The organism is Pseudomonas sp. NPDC088322 (assembly GCF_044740745.1).
GTDB classification, from domain to species: domain Bacteria; phylum Pseudomonadota; class Gammaproteobacteria; order Pseudomonadales; family Pseudomonadaceae; genus Aquipseudomonas; species Aquipseudomonas shirazensis.
Window position 1 is genome coordinate 123,076 of sequence record NZ_JBIURK010000002.1, and the last position, 16,386, is coordinate 139,461.

Here is a 16,386-nt window from a genome sequence, read left to right on the forward strand (position 1 = left end):
GGTCAGTGACTCATTTCGGCCTGCAGGTTTTTCTTCCAGCCGCGCAGGTTCATCGCGCCCAGGCAGAACTGCAGTGCAATCAACGCCCAGGCCTCGATCGACCAGCCCCAGATCACCCACAACAGATTACTGCTGATAAAGCAGCAGAAACCCATCCGCCGCCGATGGGGTCGGCGTGAACCGATGCACCAGGCGGCAATTACGGTAAGCAGCATGGCCGGCCACTGCAGAAGGTCGATCCAGTCCACCATCACTTGAGCCCCATCTTTTTGCGCATGCCAGCGGTAATTGACTGGCGCGTCTTGGCCATATCGGCCCATGGATCTTCAACCTCAGCCAAACGCTCGTGCAGGTTATTGATCGTCCATTGGTTGGCACCTTTGAGCTCGGTCAGCTCCTCACGCCAGATCGGTACCGACACCGGCAGGCCTTCGCGTGCGCGCAGGCTGTAGGCGCAGGCAGTGGTGGCGCCTTTGCCATTGCGCAGGTAGTCGATAAAGATCCGCCCGACGCGGTTCTTTGGCCCGGACACGGCGCTCAGGCGCTCGGGGAACAGCTTGGCCAGGTAATTGACCAGGGCATGGCTGAAGTCTTTGACCTCGTCCCATCCGGCGCGGCGGGTCAGCGGCACCACCACGTGGATGCCCTTGCCGCCGCTGGTCTTGAGAAATACTTTGAGACCCAGCTCATCAAGCAGGGTCAAGGTCAGCTGGGTGGCTTCCAACATGGCTTTCCAAGGCAGCGCAGGATCAGGATCGAGGTCGAGCACGAAGCGGTCTGGCTTGTCGAAATCCTTGTCGGTGGCGTTCCAGGTGTGCAGCTCGAGCGTGTTCATCTGTACCGCGCCAAGCAAGGTCTCAGGCCTGTTGATGACCATGGCCGCCTGACCAGCCTCGGCCTTGTCGTAGCCAAGCACGCCGGGTAGGTGCAGCTGGCCGGCGTTTTTCTGGAAGAACAGTTCGCCTTCCAGCCCATCCGGTGCGCGTACCAGTGCCACTGGGCGGTCCTTGAGTTGCGGCATGAGCCAGTCGGCGACCGCGGCATAGTACTCGGCGACCTGCCGCTTGGTGGCGCCGCTGCTGGCGTCGATCACCCGGTCGGGGTGAGTCAGGCGCAGTTCACCGAGGTTTTCTTCATCGCTGGATTTGTTAGGGGATTTCTCAGCAACGGCGGCTTTTGGCATTGCACGCTCCAGGTCGATGGCCTTGGCCGGTTTGTCGTCACGCAGACCGTGGAAAACCGCATGGCGCACACTGCCGTCGCGGGTGATCTGTGCGTAGGCGATTTCGGCCAGCAGTTTCGGTTTGAGCCAATGCACGCCACGCGCATCTGCGCCCGTTGGAGGTTTGGCGAGCGCCGGCTTGGCGACTTCGAGAGGTTTCAGGCGTGCATGGATGCTGGCCAACGTCGTTGCAGTAAAGCCGGTGCCCACCTTGCCGGCATAGCGCAGCTCACCGCTGGGCTTGTCGTGCAGGGCCAGCAGCAAGGCGCCAAACCCGCTGCGGCTGCCTTTGGGATCGGTATAGCCGACGATCACGAACTCCTGGCGCAGCTGGCATTTGAGCTTGATCCAGTCATTGCTGCGTCGGCCCGAGTAGACGCTGTCGGCTCGCTTGCCGATCAGCCCTTCAAGTTCCAGCTTGCAGGCACTCTGCAGCAGCGATTCGACCGGCTCGTCGAAGTCGGCCGAGTACTTGAGACAGTCCCGCTTATTGTGCTCAAGCAGCTGGCGCAACGCCTCACGGCGATCTTGCAGCGGCACCTGACGCAGGTCTTCGCCACCCAGGAACAGCAGGTCGAACAGGTAATAGGTAATCTGCTCGTCGTTCTGCGTATCGAAGGCATTCTGCAATGCCTGAAAGTCTGCAGCGCCCTGTTCGTTGGCCACCACCATTTCACCATCGAGCCAGGCTTGCTTCAGCTTGAGCGTGCGCAGCGCCTCGACCTGGTGGGGCATCTTCGCGCTCCAGTCGTGGCCATTGCGAGTAAACAGGCGGACATCATCGCCGTCGATCCGGGCGAGGATCCGGTAGCCGTCGAACTTGACCTCGTAGCGCCAATCGCCGGCAGGCGCGGCATCGACAAGAGTGGCCAGCTGAGGCTGCAGTTTTTCAGGTAGCTCGGCTTTGGTTTTACTGGCGCCGCGCTTGGCAGCAGGCGGTGCTTTCCTGGCCGTTTTGGCGGGAGACTTTGCTGCTTTGCGCGGCACCAGTGTGCGGTCACTGATCACGCTGTCAGGCAGAGCCTCGACGATGCTGTATTCGTCTTCACTACGGGCATCGCCGTCATGCGATTTGACCAGCATCCATTGTTCTTTCTTGCCTACCAGACGAGTACGAAACAGATTCCACACGCCTGAGAGTTTTTCGCCCTGCAGGCGGAAGCGCAGCTTGCCCTTGGCGTAGGCAGCGTGTGCGTCACCTTCGGGCTCCCACACACCACGGTCCCAGACAATCACGTCGCCGGCGCCATAGTGGCCGTCGGGGATATTGCCTTCGAACTCGGCGTAATCCAGCGGATGGTCTTCGACATGCACAGCGAGCCGGCGCACTTTTGGGTCCAGTGAAGGGCCTTTGGGAATTGCCCAGCTCTTCAGGGTGCCGTCCAGTTCCAGGCGGAAATCGTAGTGCAGGTGGCTGGCATCGTGTTTCTGGATGCAGTACTGCAATGCCTGTGGCTTTTTGCTGCGCCGTGACTTTCCGGCGGGTTCGGGGGTAGCGTTGAAATCACGTTTGCGTTGATATTCCTGCAGGGGTTGGCTCATCTCGGGCTCCTGTTCAAATCCCAGGCTCTCTGAAGTTGGGAGGCGAGGGCGGCGCAGGGAGTTCCATCTGTGACGGGCGGGGGGATATCAACGGCTGCGAGGATTTGGTCTGCACCTCATAAACAAATTTGAGTCATCTGCGAACCGGGGTGGTCGACTTTATGAACCCACCTGATGGAGAGCGCACATGGCTCAGCCTAACGACCCGAAAACCCGCACGCCTGCCGAGATCGACGATATTCAGGATCGGATGGGCAGTGTGCACGAGCTGGACTTCAGCGACCGCGACGATGAGCGCCAGGGCAGGGCCGGCGACGAGCGCTCACTGGCTGAAGTAGAACATGACTTCCCGCCAGAGCGTGTGGCCGAAAGCGGCATGACCGGTGGCGAGGCTCTGACCGAGAGCCTGCACGAAGACAACGTGACCTTGGACGACCTGAGCCCAGACACCTTGTTCGATCAGACCGGCGCTCGCGACCCGCACGAGCCAGGTGATGGTGGAGACCCGGCCGACCAAGTCTTGCGTGAAGTAGACGCCGAGGAAATCGGCGGCGGCTTTGGCCTCGACGAAGCAGAGCTGGCGCGCTCAGCGCCGCTGGATGGCGAGCCATGGACCGATGAGGTCTCACCTGTAGACGATGAAGCATCCAACCGGAGCCGCAAATCATGACCGAACTACGCTGTGCATGCCTTGACTGCGCTTGCACGATCAACGCCAATACCCTGCTGCAAGACGGCAAGGGCTACTGCTGCGAAGCCTGCGCCAGCGGTCACCGCAATGGCGAGCCTTGTCGCATGGGCGATTGCAAATGCGGCGAGACTGCGCAACCGAATGAGAGCAATGTCGACAACGCCCTTGATGAGACTTTCCCGGCCAGCGATCCCATCTCGCCCTGAGCCGTACTGAAATCGGCCCCGGTGTGGCTCGAGGCTGCTGCAGGTTGAGCAGCTTCGAGCCAGGCTGGGGCCGACCTGTGTCCGGCAGCCTCTAGTGGGTCTGCCAGATGCCGTTGCTGCGTTCGCAATCCGTGCGCGCCTGGCCCAGGCTTGGCGTGTCGTAGTAGTAAGTGATCACCCGGGCCTCCTTGCCGATCGCTGGCCGCGTGGCGGGTTCATCGCGGCCCATCGACTTGGGATTGGCCAGGGTTTCCTGGGTCAACTGGGCAATACAGCTACCGACACTGCCTTCGGCGCATTTGGCGACTTTGCGCTTGTCGGTGCTGAGCATCTCCTTGCTCTCGTTGCTGCACGACCAGTCGATGGCCTCGGCGGGCATGTTGCTGTAGCTGTAGCAGGTGTGGCCTTCGACAGGCTTGACTGCCTCGCTGGAGGAGCGGGTCACGACGTCGCAGGCCTCAGCCAGCACATGACTGCTGGCCAGGCATGCACCGAGTAAAAGCAAGGCACGGATACACATGGTTTGTCTCCCGGGCCTTGGCCTTTACGGTCGGCCGCTTTTGTTGACGCTCAGGTTTTGTGCAATTGCGCCTTGTCCTGCTGGCGCAGGGCCTTGGCGCGTTTCTCCAGAATCAGATAAGCGATCACCGCCAGCACCAGCGGTATCAGGTAGTACAGGGTGCGATAGCCGAGTAGTCCGGCGACCAGGCTGCCCTGGCTGAGCTGGCCTTGCAGCAGGGCCAGGAACACCGTTTCCAGCACTCCGAGCCCGGCCGGGATGTGCGCCACCACGCCCGCCACACAGCTGATCAGCAATACACCGAGAATGGACGGATAGAACTGATCACCCGGCAGCAGCCAGTAGATCAGCACCGCCATCAGCGCCCAGTTGCTGGCGCCCAAGGCAACCTGACACAGCGCCAGGCGCAGCGAGGGCAGGGTGATCTCGTGCTTGCGGATATGCCAGGTGCGGCGTTTGGCGTAACCGCAGGCCAGCACGTAGCCGACCGATACGGCGATCATCAGCACACCGATGAGCTGCAGCCCGGTGGCGCCCACCGACCAGCTCTCAGGCAGCTTGACCAGGCGCATGGCAAACACGCTGCCGGCCAGCAGCATGTAGCCCATCCAGTTGGTCAGCAAACCCAAGGTGAGGATGCGCGTGATGGTGGCGTTATCCAGCCCCAGCCGCCCGTACAGGCGGTAGCGCAGAGCAACGCCGCCGACCCAGGTGGTGAAGTTGAGGTTGAACGCATAGCAGACGAAGGCCACCGGCAGCACCTGCCGAGCAGGCAGCTTGTGGCCGGTGTAGGCGCGCCCGAGCAGATCGTAGCTGGCGAACACCAGATAACTGCACAGGGCCAGGCCCAAACCGACGATCAACGTGCCAGGCTTGTAGGCCAGCAGCGACTGACGGACTTCATTCCAGTCGAGGTTGCGCGCCAGGTAGTACAGCAATACCGGGATCATCAGCATGAACAGCAGGGTAAACAGGCGCTTGCCCCAAGTGAGCCAGGTTTTCCGTTCCATCAGGTATTGCCCTCACGCAGTTCACCTTGGGTACTGACTTCAGGTTGCAGCGATTTCAGGCGTTGCCGATGGGCTGGCAGCACCCCGGCAATCCGCGGGAAGTATCGGGTCAGGTGGAAGCCGGCAAAAATCAATGGGGCTCGCCACCAGTAGCCACGAATCATCCGCTCAAGGGTGACGGCCTTGCAGTGATTGCCGGCCAGCTGGCTGAGGTGCTCGTACAGTTGCTGGTTAAACGCACGATCCTTGATCAGCAGGTTGGCTTCCAGATTGAACGCAAGGCTCAGCGGGTCCAGGTTGCTGGAACCGACTGTCGACCATTCGTCATCGACCAGGGCAACCTTGCCGTGCAATGGGCGCTGGCAGTATTCGTGAATCCGCACGTTGTCGCGCAGCAGGTAGTTGTAGAGCAGTCGCGACAGCGCGCGCACCCAGCGCATGTCTGGTTGCCCTTGCAGAATGAGCGTTACCTCGATGCCACGGCGAGACGCATTGCGTAGCTCGCGCAACAGCCTGTAGCCGGGGAAGAAATACGCATTGGCGATGAGGATGCGCTTGCGCGCACCGCGTATGGCCTGCAGATACTGCTCTTCGATATCGTTGCGGTGCTTGCGGTTGTCACGCTCGACCAGCACCGCGCGCACCGACCCCGCCGGCTCGGTCACCGGCTTGACCCGCTTGGGTTCGGCCAGCACCGGCTTCATCAGCCTGATACTCGAGGCGTGCACCTGGGCGACCACGGGACCGGTGACTTCAACCGCGTAATCCTGCTTGGCCATCGGCCCGAAGTCGCCCAGGTGATCGGCGCTGTAATTGATCCCGCCAATGAACGCCCGCTCAGCGTCGATCACCACGATCTTGCGGTGTAGGCGATGGAACAGGTTGGTGCGCATGCCAGCCACTTTCGGCTGCGGATCGAAGGCGTGGAAGCGCACACCCGCTTCGGTCATCGCTGCGATGAACGCATCGGGCAGCTCGCCGGTGCCGTAGCCGTCAGCCACCAGTTCGACACGCACACCGCGCTGGGCAGCCTCGATCAGCACCCGCTGCAGCTGCTGGCCAACCTTGTCATCGAAGATGATGAACGTCTCGAGCAGGATTTCCTCCTGCGCTTGGCCCATTGCCTCGAAGACACGGGGGTAAAACTCCTCGCCATTGATCAGCAACTGCACAGTGTTGCCTTCAGTCCAGGATAACGTCATAGGCTGATCTCCGCGGCCAGGGGGGCATGGTCGGACAGATGCGACCATGGGTATTTGGATAGCACCTGCGCCGAGCGTGGCAGGGCATTGCGTAGGTAGATGCGGTCCAGCCGCAGCAGCGGCAGGCGTGCCGGGAAGCTGCGTGCCGGTATGCCGAAGCGGTCGCCAAAGGCCTCGACCAGGTGCTCGCTGAGCACGCTGTCGGCCTTGAGGCGCCAGTCGTTGAAGTCGCCGGCGACGATCACCGGCGCTTTGGCCGGCAAGCTGTCGAGCAATTCCAGCAACAGCTGCACCTGGCGTTGGCGGTGAGCCTCACGCAGGCCCAGATGAACACACACCGCATGCACCTGATCATGGCCAGGCACCTGCAGGCGGCAGTGGAGCAGGCCGCGCTCTTCATTACCGTCAATCGAGACGTCCAGATTTCGGTGCTCGACGATGGGGAATTTGGACAGCAACGCGTTGCCGTGGTCGCCATGGGGATACACCGCATTGCGCCCGTAGGCGAACTGCGACCACATGCTGTCGGCAAGAAACTCGTATTGTGGCGTGGTTGGCCAGGTCGGATGGCGCTCGGCATGTTGCAGATGAGTGCCATGTACTTCTTGCAGAAACACCAGATCGGCGCCGGTGCTGCGCACCGCTTCGCGCAGCTCGGGCAAGATGAAGCGCCGATTGAAGAAGGTAAAACCTTTGTGCACGTTGATCGTCAGCACGTTAAGGCCATGTACGGCAGTAACGCTGCCGACGCTGCAGCGCGCTTCGTGTAGCGGTTGGTTCATAGATCCACCTGCGGTTCGACGCCCGGCTCGGTGACCAGTTCGCCATCGAGCTTGAGCTTGGATAACAGACGCCGTGCGTCATAAGGGGCATGGACTTTCTGGTCGTTGTCGAAGTAGCAGTAGACGTCGCGCTGGGCGCGCTTGCGCGGTGCGCCGGGCACCACCAGACGAGCGTCTTGCGCCTGGCCACCTTGGCTCCAGGCTTCGATGCGCTGGCGCCAACGGCGCAGGGCGCGTGCGGTATAGCCGCTGCTGTACAGCTCGACATCGCCATGCAGGCGCATATAGACAAAATCTGCGGTCACGTCTTCGACATAGGGCCATTTGCCGGCGCTGTCGGCGACAACCAGGGCAATGTTGTGTTTGCGCAGCAGTTTGATGAAGGCGGCGCAGAGGAAGCTCTCGTGACGGATCTCGATGGCGTAACGCAAGGGGACATTACCGGTGATGGCGGTCGCGCCATTGCCGCGCAGGCGTTCGGCGCACTGCTCGGCACAGCGGCAGGCGGCCCGGCGATCGCGCGGGAGCTGCTCGAAGAAAGCCTTGAAGCGTTCTTCATCGAACTTCATCGTGGCCGGGAACTGCCACAGCATCGGACCAAGCTTGTCACCAAGCATCAGTGGACCGGAGGCGAAGAAATTCGCCAGCGGCTCTTCGATATCCTTGAGCCGGCGGGTATGGGTGATATAGCGCGGGGCCTTGACCGAGAAGATGAAGTCGTCTGGTGTTTCATCGCGCCATTGCGCATATCGTGCTGGGGTTTGCAGCGCGTAGAAAGAGCCGTTGATTTCAATGCTGTTGACTGCTCGTGACGCAAACGCGAGTTCATCCTTCTGGCGCAGGCCTTCCGGGTAGAAGTCCTTGCGCCAGGGGCCATAACGCCATCCGGATATGCCGATGCGAATGTCGCTCACGGTGGAGTCCTTGTGCAGAATCGGTCTTTTACTGCGACCTCTGCGTGAGCGTCAGGGTTCAGCGTGGGTTGACCAGTGGGCGCCTTGGTACGCAGCGCCACCAGCAATTTTGAACTTTGCCGCGCTTGACGATTCCACCTTGATATATGCACCGGCATCCAATGCCCGCCACCTCCGGAGGCACGCATGGCCCGTCACATCATTCACTTCACCGGCCCGATCACATCTTCGACCTGCGGTAACCTGATCAATACCTGTTCGCGAGCCCTCAACCAAGGCGCGCAAACACTTCAGTTGAACATCGCCACCATGGGCGGTGACTGCAGTTACGGTTTCACGCTGTACAACTTTCTACGCTCGTTGCCGGTACTGGTGCATACGCACAACCTCGGCACGGTCGAATCGATGGGCAATATTCTGTTTCTGGCGGGTGAACAGCGCACGGCCTGTCGCATGAGCAAGTTTCTGTTTCACCCATTCCACTGGACGCTGCACGGCTCAGTCGACCACGCACGTATGTCCGAGTACGCCATGAGCCTTGATTACGACTTGCAGTTCTACGCGCAAATAGTTGCGGAGCGCACGGCTGGCGCTGAGCAACCATTGGATATAGAGCACTATTTGCTGGCCAAACCACGCATCTTGAGTGCTGAGGAGGCAATAGCGGGCGGCCTGATCCACACTATCGATGAGCTGCCGATCAGTATCGACTCGGTTCAATGGAGCGTTCACGCCTGAAATCTTGCAGGGCGGTATTTGGCGCCGCTGGTCAGTCGCAGCGAATGTTGATGGAGCCGATCCCATTTGGGCCGGCTCGTAACTACTAAGCAGCTGCACTTGGAGGCGACAAATATGCGCGCATTGACCTTTCACGGCGCTGGAGATGTCCGGGTTGATACTGTGGCTGACCCTGGCATTCAAGAGAAGGACGACATTCTGCTGCGAGTAACCGCCACTGCCATCTGTGGCTCCGATCTGCACCTGTATCACGGCAGGATACCTGCGCTCGAAGAGGGCGATATTCTCGGCCATGAGTTCATGGGGATTGTTGAAGACGTTGGCAGCGAAGTCACCGCGGTTCAGCGTGGAGATCGTGTTGTCATCCCGTTCGTGATTGCCTGCGGCAGCTGCTTCTTTTGCCAAAATGACCTGTTTGCCGCTTGTGAGACGACCAATACCGGACGCGGGGCGATCCTCAACAAGAAGTTGATCCCCTCCGGTGCGGCGTTGTTTGGCTATAGCCACCTGTATGGCGGCATTCCCGGCGGCCAGGCCGAGTATGTACGGGTGCCGAAGGCCAATGTCGGTCCTTTCAAGGTGCCAGGCACGCTGAGCGATGACAAAGTACTGTTCCTGTCAGACATTCTGCCCACCGCCTGGCAGGCAGTGACCAATGCGGGAGTTGGCCAGGGTTCTTCCCTGGCTATTTATGGGGCAGGTCCGGTAGGACTGCTGAGTGCTGCGTGCGCACGCATGCTTGGGGTCGAGCAGATTTTCATGGTCGACAAACATGCCTATCGACTTGACTACGCCAAGCGCGCCTACGGCGTGATTCCGATCGATTTTGATCATGACGACGATCCTGCTGACACCATCATTCGCCAGACCGCAGGCATGCGCGGCGTTGACGCGGCCATTGATGCAGTGGGTTTTGAGGCCAAGGGCAGTACTGCTGAATCGGTACTGACGGCGCTGAAGCTTGAAGGGAGCAACGGCAAGGCGCTGCGCCAGTGCATGGCAGCAGTGCGCCGTGGTGGCGTAGTCAGTGTGCCCGGCGTATATGCCGGCTTCATCCATGGCTTCTTGTTCGGTGATGCATTCGACAAAGGCCTGACCTTCAAGATGGGCCAAACCCACGTACAACGTTTCCTGCCTGAACTGCTCGAACATATCGAAGCAGGACGGCTCAATCCCGAAGCAATCATCACCCATCGCCTCAGCCTGGAAGATGCAGTGCGCGGCTATGAGATGTTCGACGAACAGCAAGAACGCTGCCGCAAGGTCGTATTGACCCCAGGTGTTGCCACAGACCCGGTAACCAATGGGCGGCTTGGACCCGCTGCGAGCAGCTGAGAGGAGTAGTAATGACGGAACGCATCATCACATCGGTCACCAGCGAGGATCTTGTTCCGCCGCCGCAGGGGGTAACATTCGAAACCCCCCGCGAGCGGTTGGAGTTCTACCGCCGAGAAATCCAGTTCGAGACCACGATTCTTGCCAACCGCACAGATGCTTATCTGTCGGCCCAGTCTTTTCTGGTAATTGCCTATGCGTCCTGCATGGCCAACGGCAATCCCAGCTGGGGCAGGCTTTTTACTCTGGTTGTGCCCGCGTTTTTGGCATTGCTGGGCATCATCAGCTCACTCAACGCCTGGCCTGGAATTCGCGCCTCGTACGGCATCATCGACCACTGGCATTTCAAGCAAAGTCACCTGTTGCACAACGAGCCAAGCATGGGCTTTGCATACGATGATTGGCCGTTGTTCAGCGAGTCTGAGTCAACCCATCGTGGTTACCGCAAATCGCTGATGTTTTCGATCCGTACGCCGTGGTTGTTCCTGATTTTCTGGGTCTTGCTGGGTGGATTCGGCCTGCTGCTGCAGCTCGACCCTGCTGGTGCCTGAACGCATGCGGGGTCGCCGCAAACCGTTTATGTGCTTTGTTCGACAAAATTTTGAATCTTCGTGATCCCACCGGTTCCACTAGTTGTCATCCATGGAGAAGAGGAGGCCCCCTGCGATGCCTACCCCAGAGCTTTATATCGTCGATTACAAGCTGCACGGTAAAACGCGCAGCTTCATCATCCGGCTGGATCGGATGGATAACGCCGAGGCTTGGCACTGGGCTAGTTGTGACGCCGGTATTGGCATTATTCCCAAGTTTGGTCGTGAAAAGATTCGCAAGGTCAGCAGGCCCATGGCCGAACGATACGGGATCAGTGAAGTGAGCTGGAGGCCATCGGGTGGCAAACCTGCCTCCAGTGCCGGTGCCAACCAGTCGATGCTGCCTACTGCCTGAACAAGCGGTAGCCAGCAGTTACTGTCGGGCTGTCTGAGCAAAGCCGCTCCTGATTGGGAGCGGCTTTGTTTTGTCTGCTGGAAGTCTACGGCCAGGTCAGGCGCCTGATTCAGGATCACTGGCGGGGACGCCAGGGCGCTCGTCCGGGTCAGTCAGGTTAGGGTCAGCATCTGGGTCGTCTGCTTGCCCATCGGGGCGGTCCGGGACCAATTCTGGCCAATCGTCTTCAACACTGCCGCCACCCATTATCATTTGCTCGCGCATGATCATTCCCTCGGCTGAATAAAAAAGGCCTGCCAGCAGGCAGGCCAAGCACAGGAGTGAGGGGTGACGCCGTTGCACCACCCTCAGTAGTTATGAGCGCTGTGGGCGGGTAGCAGTCGTTTGCAAAGGGCGGTTCCCCGACCAATGGCGGTTACTGCTCCTGACCCTGGCGCAGGCGCATGCTGAGCAGCGCAGCCAGAACCAGCATCGAAGCAATGATCCACAAGCCATTGCGGGTGCTGCCGGTTGCTTGCTCGATCAAGCCCATCACCGATGGCCCAACAAAGCCCCCGAGCAAACCGCAGGTCGTGACAAATGCCAGCCCGGCAGCCAGCGCATTGCCGCTCAAGCGACTGGAGGGGAAGACGAAGATGACCGACTGCACCACGAACAGCATCAATGCCGTCAGCGAGAACCCGATCAGGCCAATGAACGAGTTGGCTACCGAAGCCAGCAGCAGCCCGGCGGCCATGGTCAGCAGGCCGAAGAACAGCAGCGTGCGGCAACGGTTTGGTGAAGTGGCAAGGCGTGGCAGGGTTGCCGCGCCAATTGCAGCAGCGATCCACGGCACTGACGTGAGCAGGCCAATCTGCAAGGGCGACAGTGCGCCGTAAGTGCCGATGATCCCGGGCAGGAAGAAGATCACGGTGTAGATAGTGATCTGATGCACAAAGTACACGGCGATCGCCAGCCAGATCTGCTTGTCGCGAAACATCTGCGACAGCTTGCTCTGCTGCGGTGCAGCGGCACGTTCAGCCGTCAGCCGGCGCTCGATGTCCTGCGCATCAGCGGCCGATAACCACGGCGCCGAACTCGGCCCATCGGGCAGCTTTTTCCAGACGACATACGCCAGCGCTACGGCGGGCAAGCCTTCAAGCACGAACAACCACTGCCAACCATGCCAGCCGAGCACGCCGTCCATTTCCAGCAAGGCACCGCCCAGCGGCCCGCTGAGGATGTTGGCCAGGCACACGCCGAGCAGGAAATAGCCCGTGGCGCGGGCGCGTTGCTCGCGGTCGAACCAGTAGGTCAGGTAGAGCATGACGCCGGGAAACAGCCCCGCCTCGGCGACGCCCAGCAGCAGGCGCATGACGTAGAACGAAGTCTCACCCTCGACGAAAGCCATGCCGGCAGACAGCAGGCCCCAGGTGATCATGATGCGTGTAATCCAGAAGCGCGCGCCGACCCGTTGCATGATCAGGTTGCTCGGCACCTCGGCCAAGGCGTAGGTCAGGAAGAACAGACCCGCGCCCAGCCCATACGCAGCAGCCGACAAGCCGAGGTCAACGCCCATGCTGGCCTTGGCCAAGGCGATGTTGGTACGGTCGAGAAAACTCATTACATAGACGATGACCAGCAGTGGCATCAGTTTGCGCAAAAGCAGGCTGTTCAGGCGCTGATCAGCCGCAACAGCAGGCGCGGCAGCCGCTGTCGGTTGTGTGAGGATTGTCATTGTTTTTTCCCCGAAAGCTATAAGTAACAGCGCGCCGCGGTGGTGCGTCGCGCTGCGGTAGGTCAATCAACCACGCTGGATGTCCAGCCAGACTGCGCCGTCGGGATATTGGTAACGTTCCAGGGTCTCGGCGTGCATTTCAATGCTGTAGCCCGGGCGCTGCGGCGGCATGTAGCGGCCGCGGCGGATCACCACGGGGTCGATGAAGTGTTCATGCAGATGGTCGACGTACTCCAGCACCCGGTTGTGCAGCGAGGCGGAAACGGCGATGTAGTCGAACAGCGCGATGTTCTGCACATACTCGCACAGGCCAACACCGCCGCCGTGCGGGCACACCGGCACGTCGTACTTGGCAGCCATCAGCAGCACGATCAGCACCTCGTTGAGGCCGCCCAGGCGTGCTGCATCGAGCTGACAGAAGTCCAGCGCGCCGGCCTGGAACATCTGCTTGAACATCACCCGGTTGTGGCAATGCTCGCCGGTGGCGACACCAATCGGCGCGATGCGCTGGCGGATCGTGGCATGGCCAAGAATGTCATCGGGGCTGGTTGGTTCTTCGATCCACAGCGGGGCAAAGGCTGCCAGCCGGCGCATGTTGCTGACAGACTCCTCGACGCCCCAGACCTGGTTGGCGTCCATCATCAAGGTCCGCTCCCAGCCGATCTCGTCACGCAGGATGCTGGCGCGGCGAATGTCTTCTTCCAGGTCGGCGCCGATCTTCTGCTTGATATGGGTCCAGCCGTCCTCGACCGCTTCACGTGCCAGGCGGCGCATCTTCTCTTCGCTGTAGCCGAGCCAGCCGGGCGCGGTGGTGTAGCCGGGGTAACCTTCGCGAAGCATCTGCGCCTCGCGTTGGGCCTTGCCCGGCACCTGGCGGCGGAGCAGGGCGATGGCTTCTTCCGGGGTGAGCACGTCGGTGACGTAGCTGAAGTCCAGGCACGCGACCAGTTGCTCGGGGCTCATGTCGGCCAGCAGCTTCCACACTGGCTTGCCTTCATGTTTGGCCCACAAGTCCCACACGGCGTTGACGATGGCGGCAGTGGCCAGGTGGATGACGCCTTTTTCCGGCCCCAGCCAGCGCAGTTGGCTGTCACCCACGGTGAAGCGGTGCCAGAAACCACCCATGTCTGCGGTGATCTCTTCCAGGGTCTGGCCGACGATCAGCGGCGCCAACGACTGCACGGCAGCGGCGCAGATCTCGTTGCCGCGGCCAATGGTGAAGGTCAAGCCGTGGCCTTCGAGCTCGCCGGCATCGGTGTGCAGCACGACGTAGGCGGCCGAGTAGTCAGGCGCGCTATTCATGGCATCGGAGCCGTCCAGTGACAGCGAAGTCGGGAAGCGAATGTCGCGAACGCTCAGGTGGGTAATGCGTATGCTCATGGCGGTCTCTTGTTCTGGGTTACCTCTGGAGACCTGACTGTAGGTTGCCGAGCGATACAGGCATAATCGCCAATTCCTAACTATGGATATCAGAATTGATATGCCTCAGACCCCAGCAGACACCTCGCAGGCGCCGCGCAGTCTTGGCCCGCTGAAGATCTCCAGCCGTCAGATAACCCTGCTCAACGCTTTGGGCGAGTTCGGTAACCTGCGCCGCGCTGCTGCGGCCATGCACACCACCCAGCCTGCTGCGAGCCTGCTGCTGCAACAGCTCGAGGAGCGCCTTGAAGTGCGCCTGTTCGAGCGCCTGCCGCGTGGCATGCAGCCAACCCTGTACGGCGAGGTGATGATTCGCTACGCGCAAAGTGCGCTGCACGAGTTCGAGCACGCCCAGGCGCAGATCGCCGAGCTTGCGCGTGGCGCCGCCGGGCTGGTGCGGGTCGGCAGCGTAATGGGGCCGGTGCCGGGCTTGCTGACCAAGGCCGTGCTGGCCTACAAGCGCGACCACCCCAAGGTGCGCATCTCGCTTGAAGTGGGTACCAGCGATACCTTGCTGCCGGCGTTGCTGCGTGGTGACTTCGACCTGGTGGTGGGGCGCTTGCCGGATCAGAGCGACAGCCAGGACCTCAATATCGAGTTGTTCGAGGGCGGTGAGCAGATGCGCGTGATCGCCCGCGCTGGCCACCCGATGGCGGCAGCGAGCACATTGCAGCTGGCTGATCTGGTCGCGTTGACGTGGATCCTGCACCCGATCGGCAGCCCGATGCGGCGGCGGGTCGAAAGTGCGCTGCAGGCCGGGGGGATGGTGCAATCGCTGGACATCGTCGAGACTGCGTCGATTCTGGCGACCACCGCCATGCTGGAGGCGTCCGACATGATCGCCGTGGTGCCCAACGATGTCGCCGCGCATTACGCCCAGTACGGGATGGTCGCGATCCTGCCGGTGGAGCTGCCGATCAGCCTGGCCAACCTGGGCCTGCTGACGCTGCGTTCACGGCCGCGCTCGGTGGCACTGGAAACGTTGCTGCAGTACCTGCGAGCCCCACAATAGCCATGTTTGTCTACCTGCCTGAGGCCGTTTTCTGATGCCGTCCGACATCATCCACTCCAGCTTTTGCAACTGGCTGCGCTTCAAGCACCTGGTGCTGATCGACAGCCTGGCCCGTACCCGCAACATGCACGCTACCGCCAACCTGATGAATCTGAGCCAGCCGGCGTTGAGCAAGATGCTGCGCGATCTCGAGGAGCAGTTTGGCTTTGCTCTGTTCGAGCGCCTGCCGCGCAGCATGCCGCCGACCGAGCTTGGCGAATACGTGGTCAAGTACGCCCAGGGCGCATTGGCCGAGTCGCAGCAGTTTGTCGACCAGCTCAACCGCCTGCGCAAGGGCGGCCATGGGTTTATCCGGGTGGGCGGGATTTTTGCCTCGACGCCGCGGGTGCTGCCGCAGGCCATTGCTGCGATCAAAGCACGTAGCCCGTTGCTGTCGATCGAGGTGGTGGAGCATTCCAGTGACCACCTGCTGACGATGCTCGAGCAGAACAAGCTCGACATCATGATCGGCCGTTTCACCGAGGAGCGCTTCAGCCAGGTGTTCGACTTTCAGCCGTTGGAACCTGAACCGTTTGCCTTGGTGGTCAACAGCAGTCACCCGCTCAATCAGCTGGCCAGCACGCCGCTCGAGGCGCTCGCGGACTGGCCGTGGGTGCTGTACCCGCTGGGTACGCCGCTGCGCGGGCGGCTTGAGCAGGCCTTCAAGGTGGCCGGCATTGCCACACCCGCCGATAGCGTTGAGACCATTTCAATGCCGATGTTCCTGCAATTGCTGCAGTCGGCACCGATGATCGCCATGCTGCCGCGCTCGATGGTTGCCGCGCAGCTGAGCAGCGGCCTGTTCAAGGAACTGCAGAGCCCGCTGCATCTATCGCCGCTGGAGTACGGCGTGATCACCCGTAAGGATCAGCCGCCAACCGGCTCTGCGCGGGAATTCATCGATATCCTGCTGGAGTTTGCCCAGCAGCGGCGCATGGAGGTGGGCAGCGGTCGCGATTTCTAAACGAGGGTCGATTTGACGCATTGATAACCCCCGGTTATCGGCTGATCGGTTCATCTCATTGGGAATTATCGGTAAGGCTTCATACAGTGGTGGCAGATTCGCCCGGCAGCAAACGGGCGACGCCATAA

17 protein-coding genes are annotated in these 16,386 nt (G+C 60.9%); 8 read left to right on the forward strand and 9 right to left on the reverse strand.

The window, feature by feature from the left end; translation table 11 throughout:
- Positions 1 to 2: 2 nt before the first annotated feature.
- A complete protein-coding gene (locus ACIOAU_RS04770) occupies positions 3 to 251 on the reverse strand; it encodes a hypothetical protein (RefSeq protein WP_101319435.1) in 249 nt (82 codons plus the stop codon).
- Positions 251 to 2,764 carry a DNA ligase D gene (gene ligD, locus ACIOAU_RS04775; protein WP_401180343.1) on the reverse strand — a complete coding sequence of 838 codons (2,514 nt, stop codon included), beginning with the start codon at positions 2,762 to 2,764 and terminating at the stop codon, positions 251 to 253. The genes ACIOAU_RS04770 and ligD overlap by 1 nt, the downstream gene beginning before the upstream one ends.
- A gap of 187 nt (positions 2,765 to 2,951) precedes the next feature.
- On the opposite strand from ligD, the gene ACIOAU_RS04780 reads away from it, so the two are divergent.
- Entirely contained in the window at positions 2,952 to 3,434 is a 483-nt protein-coding gene (locus ACIOAU_RS04780) for a phosphotransferase system, HPr-related protein (protein ID WP_401180346.1), read from the forward strand.
- Entirely contained in the window at positions 3,431 to 3,661 is a 231-nt protein-coding gene (locus ACIOAU_RS04785) for a metallothionein (protein WP_103437316.1), read from the forward strand. The genes ACIOAU_RS04780 and ACIOAU_RS04785 overlap by 4 nt, the downstream gene beginning before the upstream one ends.
- A gap of 91 nt (positions 3,662 to 3,752) precedes the next feature.
- On the opposite strand, the gene ACIOAU_RS04790 is transcribed toward ACIOAU_RS04785, so the two are convergent.
- The 5 genes from ACIOAU_RS04790 to ACIOAU_RS04810 are packed head-to-tail and all read right to left on the reverse strand — an operon-like array spanning position 3,753 to position 8,089.
- Positions 3,753 to 4,181: a hypothetical protein gene (locus tag ACIOAU_RS04790; protein ID WP_150569257.1), complete on the reverse strand. Its 429-nt coding sequence runs from the start codon at positions 4,179 to 4,181 to the stop codon at positions 3,753 to 3,755.
- Positions 4,182 to 4,231: 50 nt separating this feature from the next.
- Positions 4,232 to 5,191 (reverse strand): lysylphosphatidylglycerol synthase domain-containing protein, encoded by a 960-nt coding sequence (locus ACIOAU_RS04795; protein ID WP_401180350.1) that lies wholly within the window; start codon positions 5,189 to 5,191, stop codon positions 4,232 to 4,234.
- Positions 5,191 to 6,393: a cardiolipin synthase ClsB gene (clsB, locus tag ACIOAU_RS04800; RefSeq protein ID WP_150569258.1), complete on the reverse strand. Its 1,203-nt coding sequence runs from the start codon at positions 6,391 to 6,393 to the stop codon at positions 5,191 to 5,193. The genes ACIOAU_RS04795 and clsB overlap by 1 nt, the downstream gene beginning before the upstream one ends.
- The gene (locus ACIOAU_RS04805) at positions 6,390 to 7,175 is read right to left on the reverse strand and encodes an endonuclease/exonuclease/phosphatase family protein (protein WP_150571631.1); all 786 of its coding nucleotides are present in this window, start codon (positions 7,173 to 7,175) and stop codon (positions 6,390 to 6,392) included. The genes clsB and ACIOAU_RS04805 overlap by 4 nt, the downstream gene beginning before the upstream one ends.
- Positions 7,172 to 8,089 (reverse strand): DUF72 domain-containing protein, encoded by a 918-nt coding sequence (locus ACIOAU_RS04810; RefSeq protein ID WP_401180353.1) that lies wholly within the window; start codon positions 8,087 to 8,089, stop codon positions 7,172 to 7,174. The genes ACIOAU_RS04805 and ACIOAU_RS04810 overlap by 4 nt, the downstream gene beginning before the upstream one ends.
- A 186-nt stretch (positions 8,090 to 8,275) precedes the next feature.
- Here ACIOAU_RS04810 and ACIOAU_RS04815 point away from each other — a divergent pair, with 186 nt between their 5' ends.
- From ACIOAU_RS04815 to ACIOAU_RS04830, 4 genes are all read left to right on the forward strand, one after another.
- The gene (locus tag ACIOAU_RS04815) at positions 8,276 to 8,827 is read left to right on the forward strand and encodes an ATP-dependent Clp protease proteolytic subunit (RefSeq protein ID WP_101319416.1); all 552 of its coding nucleotides are present in this window, start codon (positions 8,276 to 8,278) and stop codon (positions 8,825 to 8,827) included.
- 114 nt (positions 8,828 to 8,941) lie between these two features.
- Positions 8,942 to 10,162 (forward strand): zinc-dependent alcohol dehydrogenase, encoded by a 1,221-nt coding sequence (locus tag ACIOAU_RS04820; RefSeq protein ID WP_101319414.1) that lies wholly within the window; start codon positions 8,942 to 8,944, stop codon positions 10,160 to 10,162.
- Positions 10,163 to 10,173: 11 nt separating this feature from the next.
- Positions 10,174 to 10,713, forward strand: a complete 540-nt coding sequence (locus tag ACIOAU_RS04825; protein ID WP_101319412.1) for a hypothetical protein — start codon at positions 10,174 to 10,176, stop codon at positions 10,711 to 10,713.
- Between the two features lie 115 nt (positions 10,714 to 10,828).
- Positions 10,829 to 11,107, forward strand: a complete 279-nt coding sequence (locus tag ACIOAU_RS04830) for a DUF6555 family protein (protein WP_101319410.1) — start codon at positions 10,829 to 10,831, stop codon at positions 11,105 to 11,107.
- 415 nt (positions 11,108 to 11,522) lie between these two features.
- On the opposite strand, the gene ACIOAU_RS04835 is transcribed toward ACIOAU_RS04830, so the two are convergent.
- Together ACIOAU_RS04835 and ACIOAU_RS04840 are read right to left on the reverse strand one after the other, a co-directional pair.
- Positions 11,523 to 12,824 carry an MFS transporter gene (locus ACIOAU_RS04835; protein WP_150571629.1) on the reverse strand — a complete coding sequence of 434 codons (1,302 nt, stop codon included), beginning with the start codon at positions 12,822 to 12,824 and terminating at the stop codon, positions 11,523 to 11,525.
- Positions 12,825 to 12,890: 66 nt separating this feature from the next.
- Complete coding sequence (locus tag ACIOAU_RS04840; protein ID WP_150569265.1) at positions 12,891 to 14,204, reverse strand: L-fuconate dehydratase; 1,314 nt, start codon at positions 14,202 to 14,204, stop codon at positions 12,891 to 12,893.
- A 100-nt stretch (positions 14,205 to 14,304) separates the two neighbouring features.
- On the opposite strand from ACIOAU_RS04840, the gene ACIOAU_RS04845 reads away from it, so the two are divergent.
- Both ACIOAU_RS04845 and ACIOAU_RS04850 read left to right on the forward strand, forming a co-directional pair.
- A complete protein-coding gene (locus ACIOAU_RS04845; protein WP_103437304.1) occupies positions 14,305 to 15,255 on the forward strand; it encodes a LysR family transcriptional regulator in 951 nt (316 codons plus the stop codon).
- Positions 15,256 to 15,289: 34 nt separating this feature from the next.
- Positions 15,290 to 16,258, forward strand: coding sequence for a LysR family transcriptional regulator (locus ACIOAU_RS04850; RefSeq protein WP_401180359.1), 969 nt, complete (start codon positions 15,290 to 15,292; stop codon positions 16,256 to 16,258).
- Positions 16,259 to 16,386 lie beyond the last annotated feature (128 nt).